Source organism: Pseudomonas sp. TWR2-1-1, from assembly GCF_049897045.1.
GTDB lineage: Bacteria > Pseudomonadota > Gammaproteobacteria > Pseudomonadales > Pseudomonadaceae > Aquipseudomonas > Aquipseudomonas versuta.
In genome coordinates this window covers 302,537-315,188 of sequence record NZ_JAFCVM010000001.1, presented here as the reverse complement: position 1 = coordinate 315,188, position 12,652 = coordinate 302,537, and the positions used below count along the sequence as shown (strand labels likewise).

General features: G+C 58.7%; 14 protein-coding genes. 7 read left to right on the top strand and 7 right to left on the bottom strand.

What is annotated here, in order from left to right:
• The first annotated feature begins 166 nt into the window (after nt 1-166).
• Together cra and ACP7BO_RS01555 are read left to right on the top strand one after the other, a co-directional pair.
• Nucleotides 167-1,162, top strand: coding sequence for a catabolite repressor/activator (gene cra, locus ACP7BO_RS01560; protein WP_397455750.1), 996 nt, complete (start codon nt 167-169; stop codon nt 1,160-1,162).
• 2 nt (nt 1,163-1,164) lie between these two features.
• On the top strand, nt 1,165-1,953 hold the full coding sequence (locus ACP7BO_RS01555; protein WP_397455749.1) for a TatD family hydrolase: 789 nt from the start codon (nt 1,165-1,167) through the stop codon (nt 1,951-1,953).
• 39 nt (nt 1,954-1,992) lie between these two features.
• On the opposite strand, the gene ampE is transcribed toward ACP7BO_RS01555, so the two are convergent.
• The 3 genes from ampE to ACP7BO_RS01540 form a co-directional block, all read right to left on the bottom strand.
• On the bottom strand, nt 1,993-2,829 hold the full coding sequence (gene ampE / locus ACP7BO_RS01550) for a regulatory signaling modulator protein AmpE (RefSeq protein ID WP_060690693.1): 837 nt from the start codon (nt 2,827-2,829) through the stop codon (nt 1,993-1,995).
• Complete coding sequence (gene ampD / locus ACP7BO_RS01545) at nt 2,826-3,389, bottom strand: 1,6-anhydro-N-acetylmuramyl-L-alanine amidase AmpD (protein WP_397455748.1); 564 nt, start codon at nt 3,387-3,389, stop codon at nt 2,826-2,828. Before ampD ends, ampE begins: the two co-directional genes overlap by 4 nt.
• 98 nt (nt 3,390-3,487) lie before the next feature.
• Nucleotides 3,488-4,969: a DUF1631 family protein gene (locus ACP7BO_RS01540; RefSeq protein WP_426208276.1), complete on the bottom strand. Its 1,482-nt coding sequence runs from the start codon at nt 4,967-4,969 to the stop codon at nt 3,488-3,490.
• Nucleotides 4,970-5,203: 234 nt separating this feature from the next.
• Between ACP7BO_RS01540 and nadC the strand changes: the two genes are divergently transcribed.
• Nucleotides 5,204-6,052: a carboxylating nicotinate-nucleotide diphosphorylase gene (gene nadC, locus ACP7BO_RS01535; protein ID WP_426208274.1), complete on the top strand. Its 849-nt coding sequence runs from the start codon at nt 5,204-5,206 to the stop codon at nt 6,050-6,052.
• Nucleotides 6,053-6,162: 110 nt separating this feature from the next.
• Here the strand turns inward: nadC and ACP7BO_RS01530 are convergent, their stop codons facing one another.
• The 3 genes from ACP7BO_RS01530 to ACP7BO_RS01520 form a co-directional block, all read right to left on the bottom strand.
• Nucleotides 6,163-6,660 carry a methylated-DNA--[protein]-cysteine S-methyltransferase gene (locus tag ACP7BO_RS01530; protein WP_426208272.1) on the bottom strand — a complete coding sequence of 166 codons (498 nt, stop codon included), beginning with the start codon at nt 6,658-6,660 and terminating at the stop codon, nt 6,163-6,165.
• Nucleotides 6,657-8,153, bottom strand: a complete 1,497-nt coding sequence (locus ACP7BO_RS01525) for an AlkA N-terminal domain-containing protein (RefSeq protein ID WP_426208270.1) — start codon at nt 8,151-8,153, stop codon at nt 6,657-6,659. Before ACP7BO_RS01525 ends, ACP7BO_RS01530 begins: the two co-directional genes overlap by 4 nt.
• Before the next feature lie 160 nt (nt 8,154-8,313).
• Nucleotides 8,314-8,715, bottom strand: a complete 402-nt coding sequence (locus ACP7BO_RS01520) for a pilin (protein WP_073509470.1) — start codon at nt 8,713-8,715, stop codon at nt 8,314-8,316.
• Between the two features lie 210 nt (nt 8,716-8,925).
• Between ACP7BO_RS01520 and ACP7BO_RS01515 the strand changes: the two genes are divergently transcribed.
• From ACP7BO_RS01515 to yacG, 4 genes are read left to right on the top strand one after another with little or no spacing between them, the layout of a single operon-like run.
• On the top strand, nt 8,926-10,143 hold the full coding sequence (locus tag ACP7BO_RS01515) for a type II secretion system F family protein (protein ID WP_426208268.1): 1,218 nt from the start codon (nt 8,926-8,928) through the stop codon (nt 10,141-10,143).
• Nucleotides 10,144-10,145: 2 nt separating this feature from the next.
• The gene (locus ACP7BO_RS01510) at nt 10,146-10,994 is read left to right on the top strand and encodes a prepilin peptidase (protein ID WP_426208266.1); all 849 of its coding nucleotides are present in this window, start codon (nt 10,146-10,148) and stop codon (nt 10,992-10,994) included.
• Between the two features lie 13 nt (nt 10,995-11,007).
• Nucleotides 11,008-11,631, top strand: a complete 624-nt coding sequence (gene coaE / locus ACP7BO_RS01505; protein WP_397455741.1) for a dephospho-CoA kinase — start codon at nt 11,008-11,010, stop codon at nt 11,629-11,631.
• Nucleotides 11,628-11,831: a DNA gyrase inhibitor YacG gene (gene yacG, locus ACP7BO_RS01500; RefSeq protein ID WP_003443840.1), complete on the top strand. Its 204-nt coding sequence runs from the start codon at nt 11,628-11,630 to the stop codon at nt 11,829-11,831. Before coaE ends, yacG begins: the two co-directional genes overlap by 4 nt.
• A gap of 58 nt (nt 11,832-11,889) precedes the next feature.
• Here the strand turns inward: yacG and ACP7BO_RS01495 are convergent, their stop codons facing one another.
• The gene (locus tag ACP7BO_RS01495) at nt 11,890-12,576 is read right to left on the bottom strand and encodes an energy-coupling factor ABC transporter permease (RefSeq protein WP_073509466.1); all 687 of its coding nucleotides are present in this window, start codon (nt 12,574-12,576) and stop codon (nt 11,890-11,892) included.
• Nucleotides 12,577-12,652: the final 76 nt, after the last annotated feature.

Below are 12,652 nucleotides of genomic sequence, written 5' to 3'. Positions count from 1 at the left end.
ATAATCGCTCGCGCTTGAAGCCCCAACCTGTCGCATTGATCAATGCACGGAGGGCGATATTGCAAATAAACCAGCTGCAAACAAGGCAGACGAAGATCGACTGCCTTTATCGGTTAGGATTGGCCAAAATGTCGACATGTACTACAAAAAATAAGGAATTTTCGGCGTGAAGCTCAGTGATATCGCTCATCTGGCAGGTGTTTCCGTGACCACCGCCAGCTACGTCATCAATGGTAAGGCCGAACAGCAGCGCATCAGCAGCAGCACGGTCGAGCGCGTCCGCGCGGTAGTCGAGGAGCATGGCTTTACTCCCAACCCGCAAGCCGCCGGGTTGCGTAGCCGTCACACGCGCACCCTGGGCTTTATCCTTCCGGACCTCGAAAACCCGAGTTATGCGCGCCTGGCCAAGCAACTCGAACAAGGGGCGCGTGCCCGCGGCTATCAATTGCTGATTGCCAGCTCGGACGATGCCCCGGACAGTGAGCGCCAGTTGCTCAAGCTGTTTCGTGCGCGCCGTTGCGACGCCCTGTTTGTCGCCAGTTGCTTGCCCGCCGCCGATGACAGTTATCGCAAGTTGCAAGACCTGGGGATTCCGATCATTGCGATTGACCGGACCCTGGAGCCCTCGCGGTTTTGCTCGGTCATCAGCGATGACTGCGAAGCCAGTCTGCAATTGACCCGCAGCTTGTTGCAGCCCATACCGCGGCAGATTGCCTTGATCGGCGCACGCCCCGAGCTGAGTATCAGCCAGGCCCGGGCAGCCGGTTTCAAGCAGGCCCTTGAGGATTTCGACGGCGAAATCCTGATTGAGCACGGCGCCGCCTTCAGCCGCGAATGCGGCCGCGGGATCATCGATGACCTGCTGGCCCGTCAGGGGCACTTTCCCGAGGCGCTGATCACCACCTCCTACGTTCTGCTGCAAGGGATGTTCGATGCATTGCTGGAGCACCCGACCCAGCGTCCGCCGCTGCGCCTGGCCACTTTTGGCGACACTCAACTGCTGGACTTCCTGCCATTGCCGGTCAATGCAATGGGTCAGCAACATAAACTGATTGCTGAAAAAGCCCTGGACCTGGCCGTGGCGGCCATTGAACAGCAGCTGTATGAACCCGGCATTCATGCCATTGCCCGCGTGTTTAAACAGCGCATTCATCAGGCCTGAGCATGCAGTTGATTGACAGCCATACCCACCTCGACTTCCCGGACTTTGATGCCGACCGCGTGCAGTTACTGGCACGCAGCCGAGCAATGGGGGTTGAGCGGATGGTGGTGCTTGGGGTCTATCAGAGTAATTGGCAGCGATTGTGGGATCTGGTGCAAACCGACAGCCAGCTATATGCAGCCTTTGGTTTGCATCCGGTGTACGTCGACCAGCATCGACCTGAACACGTGAGTGAACTGGGGGAATGGTTGAACCGCCTTGCGGGGCACCCCCAGCTATGCGCGGTGGGCGAAATCGGCCTCGACTTCTTCCTCCCCGAACTCGACCGTGACGCTCAACAACAGCTGTTTGAAGCGCAGTTGAAACTGGCGTCCGACTTTCAGCTGCCCGCCCTGCTCCATGTTCGACGCAGCCATGCGCAGGTGATTGCCACCCTCAAGCGTTTTCGGCTGCAACGCGGCGGAATCATTCATGCGTTTGCGGGTAGTCGCGAAGAAGCCCGTGAATACATCAAGCTGGGGTTCAAGCTGGGTCTGGGCGGCGCGGCGACATGGCCACAGGCATTGCGCCTGCGCAAAGTGATTGCCGACCTGACGCTGGACTCAATCGTGCTGGAAACCGACTCGCCCGACATGGCCCCTGCCATGTACCCCAACCAGCGCAACAGCCCTGAGCATTTGCCGGATATTTGCCGGGCACTGGCCGACGTGATGAACCTGCGCCCGGAGCAGCTGGCCGAGGCTTCTACGGCCAATGCCTGTGAGGTGTTTGGCTGGGCACTGCCTCTGTAGGAGCGAGTTTGCCCGCTCCTGCAGAATGTTGAGCGGGTATCAGAGCAACAACGTCCATACCGCAAAACCTGCATACCACAGCACGGCAGCCCGTAGCAGCAACGCCCACAGGGTGTCGAGGCTGGCGACGCCTTCGGGCCCGGCCTGGGGAGCAGGAATTTCGGCGGCGGCACAACCGGCCTTATTGATCAACTGTTGGGCGCTGATGTCCCAGCTCAGCAGCTCATGCAGCATTACCCGGGTGACAGCGGCAAAGTTGCCCACCAGTGCAAAGCTCGCCCCCAGCAACCGAACCGGCAACCAGTCAAATGCGTGACGCAGTTGCTGTGCCCGCTCGACCAGTTCCGGGTTCCTGCCATGCTCGGCAGCCAGCGCCAGCAAGCGGTAGCTCAAGGCCGCCACCGGCCCCAGCAGGAAGTACCAGAAAATCACGGCGAAGAAGCTTTGATACGCTTGCCACAACAAATGACTCTGCACCTTTTCGAGCAGTTGCTCGCCACTGTCGGCCGTTTCGCCTAGGTCGCGCTCGGCAACATGGGCGCAGGCCTGTAAATCGCCACGGCGCCAGGCATCACGAAAGGGTCCGAGCCCGGCCAGCAAGTCCCCTCGCCCCAGGCTGTAAATCACCACCAGCAGGTGCACCGGCAGTGCCAGCAAACCATAAGCCACAGGTTGCAGTACCCACAGCAACAGCCCCAGTACGGCTACCGGGAACAGAATCAGGATCGCCAGGACCCACCACGGCTTGTGACCAAGCGTCGGGCCGGACTCCAGCTTGTGCAGTTCGCGCAACCAGCCGCTATCTCTCTGAAGACGCTGACGCAAGCCCGAGAGTTTCTCGACCAGGATCGCCAGCAGTAACACCACAAAACTCATTGCATCTCTCCTGTGTGCTGCAACGCGCCGCGAAAACGCGTCCAGTCAAAAGCCGGGCCCGGGTCAGTCTTGCGCCCGGGAGCCACGTCACTGTGACCACATATGCGCTGCAGGGTTATGGCAGGGAAAGCCGCCTGCAATTGCCGGGTTAACCCGATCAGCGCCTGATATTGCGCATCACTGAACGGGAGGTCATCGGTGCCTTCAAGCTCAATCCCCAACGAAAAATCATTGCAGGCCTCACGTCCCTCGAAGCTCGAGACACCTGCATGCCATGCACGATCAAGACAGGACACAAACTGAGTGATTTTGCCGTCACGTTCAATCAGAAAGTGCGCACTTACCCGTAGTTCGATGATGCCTTCAAAGTAGGGATGTTCAGTGACGTCCAGGCGATTTTGGAAAAACTCCTGAACCTTGCCGGTTGCGAACTGCCCCGGCGGCAAGCTGATGTTGTGGATAACCAGCAAGGAGATTTCGCCATGAGGGCGCGCATTGAAGTTGGGTGACGGACAGTGAGACACGCCTTGGCACCAACCGCTCGCGGGGTCCAGCTGCATACAGGCTCCTTCAACGACCAAAACGAAAGGCCCAGTATGCCGCGATGCGCAAACCTGTGTGGAGCAATCTGTAGTGCGACGCTCTGCTGCGCGCCGGATTAACCCAGGCTATCAATGACCGAAGCCAGCGCCCGGTCGAACAACAGGCTGTCATCGAGCAGCAAAATCGTGCCGCAGCGCAGCTGGCGAATTAAATCGGCACGGCTTATTTCCAGGGTTCTTATGCCGCTTCGATTGGCAAAAACATACCTGCCCTCAGGCTCCACTATCACGATCAGCTTGCAGCGCAGGTGCAAGCCATCTTGCTGATCGATCCAGGTGCCGATACGCAACTGGCTGACCAGCAGCAGGCCCAAATGGTCCTGCTCGTCGAACACCGCCAGAGGCAGTGACGGCGCCAGCCATGGCCGGATTGCCTGCATCTGGCGGCTAAGCGCCCGCTCGTCTTTGCGGATGTGTTGTTCAAGCAACTCAACTTGCTCTTGTTCGGCCTGGGTGAACGTCAAAAAATCGTGCAGCAAGGACTCAAGCAGACCGGGGTGGTGGCCCGAGTAACCGGCCAGCTGCTGAACTACGTGACTGATCTGCAGGTGCAGCGGATCACTGGCGCAATCGACACTGGAATCCCAACCGATGGCGGCAGTTGCGATGACATTGAGCAAGCGGCGCGCCGGGTGGCTATCACAGCTGAAAAAGTTCTGATCCAGCTGCGCAATCTTGAGCATCGGTTGCTGTAACTGCCCGATGAGCTTTTTTAACGGCGTCGACAGGTTGCGATCGCCGCCAATGTATTCAAATAACAGCCCCACCAGGTTGCTCGCGTACTCACTTTGCGCCGGCAGTTCCCGGGTATCGTCCGTCTGTTTTGGGGAGCAGCAGGAAGTTGCGGATGACAGCTCGGGCAGCACCCCGGTGGCGATCAGCAACTGGTTGGCATCGGCATACAGTTGTTCGGTATGACTGAGCAGATACTTTTCAAACAGTTGCAGCATGATCAGCTTGACCTTGATCTCCATGCCCTGATCACGCTCGGCCTGCAAAAAATATTCGCACAGCATCGCTGGCCCAAGAGGGTTGTTCTGCTCATTGAGCGCTACCCGGCTCAAAGTAGTGAGGCGAGCACTGAGGTGACACAGAGCCAGCTGATCGCGGATCAATACCTGGGCCACCATGGCATTGATTGACTGGGCGCGTTCAAGGTCGTTGCCCAACAACGAAAACACGCCCTGCGCGGGCGTTGCCATGAGCAGCGTGGAGTCACTGACATCGGCTTGGGTCAACCTGATAAACGCGTACAGCAACCGCTCAAGAAAACCGCGCTCGATGTTTTTGCGCTTCAGGCGCACATCGCGCATGGCTTCAAAGAACAGGCTTTGCTCTGCGTCGCTGCGGGCCTTGTCGGCCATGTCGAACAGGGTCGCGTCAGCGTTGTCGAACAGCACTTGCAACTGGGATTTGAGCTGCTGCGCGGCCTTGTCATGCACCTGCAGCAGGATCACAGGCAGGCGGGCGAGAGGCGAGTGAATCGCGAGCTCGGCTGAGGGTCTGTGTACGCCCCCCGCTTTCCCGTCATTTTGCATCCTGGCCTCCAGTGATGGACGTCAAAGTCATGACGCCAAATAGAAGGCGGATTATCTTGTAAAAGATGTCGCTTGTGCCAGCAGACTCTGCATTTACGCCGCCAGGCCGCCGAATTAATCGCCAAAGTGCTAAAAGACGCACAATTGCAGGCAAAGACCCGGGACGCAGTGCACACCTTGGGTTCCCCCGCGGCATGCCTCTATAATCGGCGCACTTTGTTTGTGGAGCTCGTTATGCCGAATTTACGCCTGGCCGACCTCACCGCCGAAATCGAAGCCAACGTACGCCGTGCGTTAGCCGAAGACATTGGCAGCGGCGACATCACTGCACAGCTGATCCCGGCCGAACGTCTGGCCAAAGCAACAATCATTACCCGTCAGGCTGCTGTCATCAGTGGTACGGCCTGGGTCGACACTGTGTTTCGCCAGCTTGATCCGCGTGTTGCAGTGCACTGGCAAGTGGCTGATGGCGATCGCGTTAGCCCCGATCAAGTGCTGTTTCATCTCGAAGGCCCTGCCCGCTCGTTGCTCAGCGGTGAACGCAGTGCGCTGAATTTCCTGCAACTGCTATCCGGCGTAGCCACCCACGCGCAGTCACTGGCCGATCAAGTAGCCGACACTCAGGTCAAGTTGCTGGACACCCGCAAAACCCTTCCGGGGCTGCGTCTGGCGCAAAAATACGCGGTGACCTGCGGCGGTTGCCACAACCACCGCATTGGCCTGTACGACGCGTTCCTGATCAAAGAAAACCATATTGCAGCCTGCGGCGGTATTGCCCAGGCGATCAGTGCTGCGCACAAGATTGCCCCTGGAAAGCCGGTGGAAATCGAAGTTGAGAGCCTGTCCGAACTCAAGGAAGCGCTGGCGGCCGGCGCCGACATCATCATGCTCGACGAACTGAGCATGGATGACATGCGTGAAGCGGTGCGCCTGAACGCAGGCAAGGCCAGGCTGGAAGCCAGCGGCGGCATCAACGAGGCCACCTTGCGCCCGATCGCCGAAACCGGCGTGGACTACATCTCGATCGGCGCCATGACCAAGGATGTCAAAGCGCTGGATCTGTCGATGCGCTTGAGCCTGTAGAAATCGTACAAACCTGTAGGAGCGAGCTTGCTCGCGATGGCATCAGCGCAGTCAGACCAGAACTGCACGTTGTCTGAATCGCGAGCAAGCTCGCTCCCACAGGGCTGGAGTCAAGACAACACAAACCCCTGACACTTCACCTCATGCTCCAGCAGCCATTGCTTGGCCGCCAGCCCGCCGGCAAAACCGGTCAGCGTGCCATTGCTGCCAATCACGCGATGACACGGGATGATGATCGGGATTGGGTTACGACCATTCGCCGCGCCCACCGCCCGCGAGGCCTTGGGCCGGTCAATTTGTTGCGAGATCTGCCCGTAACTGGTGGTGGCCGCATAGGGAATGGTTGTCAGCGCCCCCCATACCGACTGTTGAAACTCTGTGCCCAGTGGCTTGAGCGACAGATCGAAAACCAGGCGTGTTCCCGAAAAGTACTCCTCAAGCTGACGCCGCACTTGCGCCAGCTTTTGCGCTGAATGCACCCAGCCTTCCAGCGGCGCATGGGGCCGACGATCCAGCTCAAAACGCACTTCGCGCAACCCTTCGTCATCTGCAACCAGAAACAGCGGGCCAATGGGTGATGGCATTTGATCGTAGTAAATCTGCATCATGTCGACTCCTTGCGGGCGGCAGCCGAATCGGTGGCTGCACGCCATAAATACATGACTGAATAAGCCCGCCATGGACGCCAGCTTTCAGCCAGGGCCTGCAGCGCGCGGGTACTCAACGGCGCATCGCGGGGGTTGGCTTCGCGGCGCAATATCAAGTCTGCCGCCGGGAAGGCATCGGGGTGTTTGAGCACCCGCATGGCGATGTAATGTGCGGTCCACTCGCCTATCCCCGGCAGTTGTACCCAACGCTGGATAAAGGTTTGCAGCGGTTGCTCCACGGCGAAATCCACACGTCCTTCGATCAGGGCCCGGGCGATGCCCTTGATGGTATCTATCCGTGCCTGGGTTATGCCCATCTGCCCCAGATCGGCCTCTGCCAATTGCTCGGGCCCGGGAAATAAACAATCAAGCCCCACGCCTGCCGGGCTCTCAATCGCTATGCCATAACGGTGCACGATGCGGCTGGCCAGGGTCCGTGCAGCCGCCACGCTGACCTGCTGGCCCAACACCGCCCGCACTGCCACTTCAAATCCATCCCAGCCGCCGGGTAAACGCAGGCCCGGGTAGCGTTCGACAAGCGGCGCCAGCAGCGGGCTGGCATTTAAGGTGTGAGCGATCGCAAGAGGATCGGCATCCAGATCAAACATCCGCCGGATCCGCGTGACCACACCCAGCATCTGGCTCGGCGGCACATTCAGCAGCTCCAGCTGCAGCGCGTGCTGCTCACCTGGCCAGGCACTTACCCGCAGCCAGCCCGGTGCATCGCCGGTAGCAAACACCCGTTGATAACTGTGGGCTTGGACCTGTTCGATGCCTGGCAAGGCGCGGGTCTGCAGAAAGCCCAGCAACGCGCTGAAATCATAGGGCGGGCGATACCCCAGACGCAGCACCAATGCCTTGTCTGCCCGGGCTTTAGGGCTGCGCCTGAAGTCTCGGGGTTGAGCGTGATTGGCTTCGGCAAACGCCGCATTAAAGCGCCGCAAACTGCCGAAACCCGAAGCCATCGCCACGTCGGTAATCGAAAGACTGGTCTCGCTCAGCAGTTGCTTGGCGAACAGCAGACGCTGGGTGGCATGTACCGCCATCGGCGGTGCGCCCAGGTGCTTGACGAACAGTCGACGCAATTGCCGGGCACCGATGTCCAGGCGTTCGGCAAGCATCTCCAGTGAGTGATCGGCCAGGTAACCTTCGTTAATCAATTTCAAGCCTCGGGACACCAAATGCTCGCCCTGCTGCCATAGTTGATTGCCCGGTGCCAGTTCTGGCCGACAGCGTAAACATGGCCTGAAGCCCTGTGCCTGAGCGGCGGCTGCGCTGGGGTAATACACCACGTTTTCGGGTTTTGGCGGGCGCGCCGGGCAGACGGGGCGGCAGTAGATCCGGGTGCTGAGCACGGCAGTGAAAAACACCCCGTCAAAACGCGCATCGCGGCTTAATCGCGCGATTTCGCAGACGGCGGTACTGGGTTCAAGAAGGCTTGTTGGTGTGTTCATGGATCGAACAATAGCACTGGGTCCTGGCTGGTTTTCGCCATTTTCGGACCTCAATGTTGGCCGCCGATCAGAGCGTTTTTGGCATGCGAAGGTGTCGCTGAGGCTCTGGCCAGGCATCACCCTGCAGGAGCCAGGCTGGCTCGCCCCTGCAGAACCGCGACTATTTACACGCGCCGCTCTCAAGGCATGTGCCGGTTTGAGTCCACACCAGCGTGCTGGCGCTCAATGCGGGGGTCATCACGCTGGTCCAGCCACCCGCGGCCTGGGTGCCGGTCATGGTAATTACGCCATCTACCACGGTCATGCCCGCTGCCAGGTTGTCAGTGGCCGCTGCCGGGGCCGGAATGCCGTGGCTGCCCGCATCGCAGACAGTCAAATCATTGCTTTCGCTGTAACACAGGGCGACGGCCGTTTTGTAAGTGTTGCTGATGGAGTTCACCTCGGCAAAACGCGCCTTCATGGTGTGCTCGTTGTAAGCCGGCAATGCAAACGAAGCGATCAGACCAATGATCGCAACCACAATCATCAACTCGATCAGGGTGAAGCCTTTTTGTTGTTTCACGTGAAGTCTCCAAAAGTGGGACGTGGCCCAGTGGCCAAACGCCAATGCAGTACTGAGCCGCCCAAAAAGTGCGCACAGGCTATCAAGGTTAGCGGGCCGTTGCTCCACAACTGCATGGCAGACACCTTTGGACACGCTCCAGTGGCTGTCCCGGACGCGGGGCATCTAGTCTTTGAGGCTTGGCAAACAACCATTCAGGGGCGAACAAAAATGCCGGTACGGGCGCTTAAAACCAGTGTTTATCGATGGCACGGCACTGATCGTCACGGGACTCGACTCAGTGGTGAAACCACCGCAGGCAACATGGCCATGATCCGGGTTCAGCTACGTCGACAAGGTATTACCGTTAGTAAAATCCGCCGACATTCAGACCGCGCGCCCTGCACTGGCGCAGCAATCAAAGCCCTGCAAATCACCCTTTTCACCCGCCAGCTGGCCACGCTGACCAGAGCCGGCATCCCGCTGCTGCAAGCACTGGAAGTCATTGCCAACGGCTTCGAACATCTCGCCATGCGCAAATTGGTGAGGGCGCTGCAACAGGACATCAATGCAGGTATCAGCCTGGCCAGTGCGCTGCGAAAAAACCCGGCACATTTCGATGCGCTGTTTTGCAATCTCATAGAAGCAGGCGAACAGGCTGGAGCCCTGGAGGTGTTGCTCGACAGGGTCGCGACTTACAAGGAAAAAACCGAAACCCTGAAAAAGAAAATCAAAAAGGCCATGACCTACCCCATCACCGTGCTGGTGGTGGCATTAGCGGTTTGCGGGATTTTGTTGATTGAAGTGGTGCCGCAATTCCAGAACGTATTCGATTCATTTGACGCCCAACTGCCGGTGTTCACTTTATGGGTGATCGCCGTCTCGCAGGCGCTGCAACAGTTCGGTCTGTGGCTGCTTGGCGGTGGATGCCTGGGGATTGCGGGGTTGCGCTATCGCTACAAACACTCCCCGGCACTGCGCCAGCGACTTGATCGGTGGTTATTAAAACTACCGGTGCTGGGCCACCTGCTGCATTTTTCGGCCACTGCCCGTTTTGCCCGCACCCTGTCCACCACCGTTGCTGCCGGAGTCCCATTGCTTGAAGCGCTGAATGCTGTCGCCGGGGCCACGGGCAATGACCTGTTCGAGCAAGCGGTGCTGCAACTCAGGCAGCAGGTCGCCACAGGCAGTCAGATCCATGTCGCCATGGGCGCTGTCGGGGTGTTTCCGGGTATGGCGATTCAGATGACAGCAATTGGAGAAGAATCCGGCACATTGGACGAGATGCTCAACCACGTAGCCACCTATTATGAGAACGAAGTCGACACTCTGGTCGATAACCTGACAGCATTGATGGAGCCCGCAATCATGGTGGTACTCGGTGTCATGGTGGGCGGGCTGGTAATTGCCATGTATTTACCGATTTTCAAATTGGGCCAAGTGATTTGAGCATGATTGAGTTTTTTAACCGCCATCCAGACGCTTTTATCGTCTGCGCCCTGATCCTCGGCTTGTTGACGGGCAGCTTTATCAATGTCCTGGTATGGCGCTTGCCCAAAATGCTCGAGCAAGACTGGCGAGCACAGGCCAGGGAATTGCTGGAGTTGCCGCCAGCCGAAAAAATGCCTGTGTATAACTTGATGCTGCCCCGCTCCCATTGCCCGAAATGCCAGCACCCCTTACGCCTATGGGAAAAGATTCCGCTGCTCAGCTACCTGTTGTTGCGCGGCAGGTGCTCGCAGTGCCGTACCCTCATCAGCCCGCGCTACCCTTTGACCGAACTGGCCTGCGGATTATTGTCGGGGTTTGTGGCCTGGCATTTCGGTTTTACCCTCCAGGCAGGCTGGATGCTCCTACTGACATGGGGGCTGCTGGCTATTTGCCTGATCGATGCTGAACATCTGATCGTGCCCGATGTGCTGGTGCTACCCCTGCTCTGGACGGGACTGCTGCTCAATAGTTTCGATACGTTTACCGGTCTGTCACAAGCGGTATGGGGCGCGGCGCTGGGTTATGCCAGCCTGTGGTCAATCTTCTGGATCTTCAAACTGCTCACTGGCAAGGACGGCATGGGCTACGGCGACTTCAAGTTATTGGCCATGTTCGGGGCCTGGGGCGGGATTGCCGTTCTCCCCCTGACCATTGTGCTCTCGTCACTGATGGGGGCGATCGTCGGCCTGATCCTGCTGGCTGTGCGCCGTGCCAAACCCTGTACTGCAATTCCCTTTGCACCCTATCTGGCAATTGGCGGCTGGATCGGATTGCTCTGGGGTGGTCAAATAACCGCCTTCTATTGGTAGCTTTCGGTTTGAAATGAATACCTCATCTTCCAAACCCTGGATTCTCGGCCTGACCGGCGGCATTGGCAGTGGTAAAAGTGCCGCTGCCGAGCACTTCGCCGCGCTGGGCATACATGTAGTGGACGCCGACCATGCCGCGCGCTGGGTGGTAGAGCCCGGACGCCCGGCGCTGGCCAAAATCGCAGAGCACTTTGGCGATGCGGTGCTGCAGGCCGATGGACAGCTCAATCGCAGCGCGTTGCGCAGCCTGATCTTCAGTGATCCTGAACTTCGGCGCTGGCTGGAAGCCCTGTTGCACCCATTGATTCGTGAAGAAATCGCGCACAACCTGGCGCAGGCGCAATCGCCTTATGCCATTCTGGTTTCGCCGCTGCTGATCGAGTCCGGCCAGTACGCCACGACCCAGCGCGTGCTGGTGATCGATGCCCCGCAGGCCTTGCAGATTGAGCGCACGTTATTGCGCGACAACACCAGCGAGCAGCAGGTGCAGGCGATTCTCAAGGCCCAAGCCAGCCGCGAGGAGCGCCTCAGTCACGCTGATGACGTGCTGGTCAACGACCGCGACCTGAAGGCACTCAAGACTGAAGTCGAGCGCCTGCATCACTTTTATTTAACTTTGCGTGGAGGCCAACCATGACCAAACCTATGACCGTAGACTGCCCGACCTGTGGCACCGCCGTGGAATGGAAAACCACCAACGCGTTCCGCCCTTTTTGCTCGGACCGCTGCAAACTGATCGACTTGGGCGCCTGGGCCAGCGAAGAACACAAAATCCCGGTGAGCCCTGATGCCGAGGACGACCTGTTTTCCGAGGACTTGCCAGACCGCCTGCATTAAAACCATTCCCCCCACCTCTGCAGGAGCTGGCTTGCCAGCTCCTGCAAGCGGTAAACCGTTACTTGGGCTCTTCATCCTTCCAGGGAGCTGCCAGATACCGGGTGCGGTTGAAGGTTTCAAGCCATTCGGGGCAGAACACGACCAACGCGGTGACCAGCATCCCGTTGATGAACGCTTCGGGGAAAATGATTAGCCACAGGTAGCCGACAAAGTCTTCAAGCCACTGCGGCATGACGAATAACCCGTCCAGCCACAACACGCCTAGCACCGCCAGCACACACAGCAACGCCACCAGCGCAGCAGCGAAGAAGCCCGAGCAAAAGATATACACGAATGGATTGCGCGGCTGTGCGCGCTCGACCAGATGCGCGCAACCCTCGGTCACTGCCACGGGCAACACAATCAACAGCATGCCATTGACGCCCATCGCGGCCAGATCCTGACGCCCCAAAAGTACCAGCCCCACTTGCGCCATCAGCGCACCGACCATTGCCAGCGGCCAATCGAGCAATAACGTGACGACCGTCAGCCCAATAAAGTGATACGACACCCCCGTATCGAAATCACGCCGCACCAGCCACAGCAAGAACAGCGCGAACACCGTGCCGAATAGCAGGTGCTGGCGTCGCGAGTCGGCAAACAGCTCCACCCAGGGCGCACGCCAGATCGCCCACATCACAACAGGTACATACAGTAACCAGCCGATCAACAACGTTGCTGTGGATAACACTGCGGCGCTGATCATGTCTGTGTCCCGACCTTGTTAAAGCACACCGCCCAACCCTCCATGTCTGATGCCAGTGATTGTGATGCGCCTCAGT

Bases quoted from the DNA above. Each gene is read 5' to 3' on its own strand.
- ACP7BO_RS01555 (WP_397455749.1), top strand. From the start codon at position 1,165: ATGCAGTTGATTGACAGCCATACCCACCTCGACTTCCCGGACTTTGAT.
- ampE (WP_060690693.1), bottom strand. From the start codon at position 2,829: ATGAGTTTTGTGGTGTTACTGCTGGCGATCCTGGTCGAGAAACTCTCG.
- ampD (WP_397455748.1), bottom strand. From the start codon at position 3,389: ATGCAGCTGGACCCCGCGAGCGGTTGGTGCCAAGGCGTGTCTCACTGT.
- ACP7BO_RS01540 (WP_426208276.1), bottom strand. From the start codon at position 4,969: ATGCAAAATGACGGGAAAGCGGGGGGCGTACACAGACCCTCAGCCGAG.
- nadC (WP_426208274.1), top strand. From the start codon at position 5,204: ATGCCGAATTTACGCCTGGCCGACCTCACCGCCGAAATCGAAGCCAAC.
- ACP7BO_RS01530 (WP_426208272.1), bottom strand. From the start codon at position 6,660: ATGATGCAGATTTACTACGATCAAATGCCATCACCCATTGGCCCGCTG.
- ACP7BO_RS01525 (WP_426208270.1), bottom strand. From the start codon at position 8,153: ATGAACACACCAACAAGCCTTCTTGAACCCAGTACCGCCGTCTGCGAA.
- ACP7BO_RS01515 (WP_426208268.1), top strand. From the start codon at position 8,926: ATGCCGGTACGGGCGCTTAAAACCAGTGTTTATCGATGGCACGGCACT.
- ACP7BO_RS01510 (WP_426208266.1), top strand. From the start codon at position 10,146: ATGATTGAGTTTTTTAACCGCCATCCAGACGCTTTTATCGTCTGCGCC.
- coaE (WP_397455741.1), top strand. From the start codon at position 11,008: ATGAATACCTCATCTTCCAAACCCTGGATTCTCGGCCTGACCGGCGGC.
- yacG (WP_003443840.1), top strand. From the start codon at position 11,628: ATGACCAAACCTATGACCGTAGACTGCCCGACCTGTGGCACCGCCGTG.
- ACP7BO_RS01495 (WP_073509466.1), bottom strand. From the start codon at position 12,576: ATGATCAGCGCCGCAGTGTTATCCACAGCAACGTTGTTGATCGGCTGG.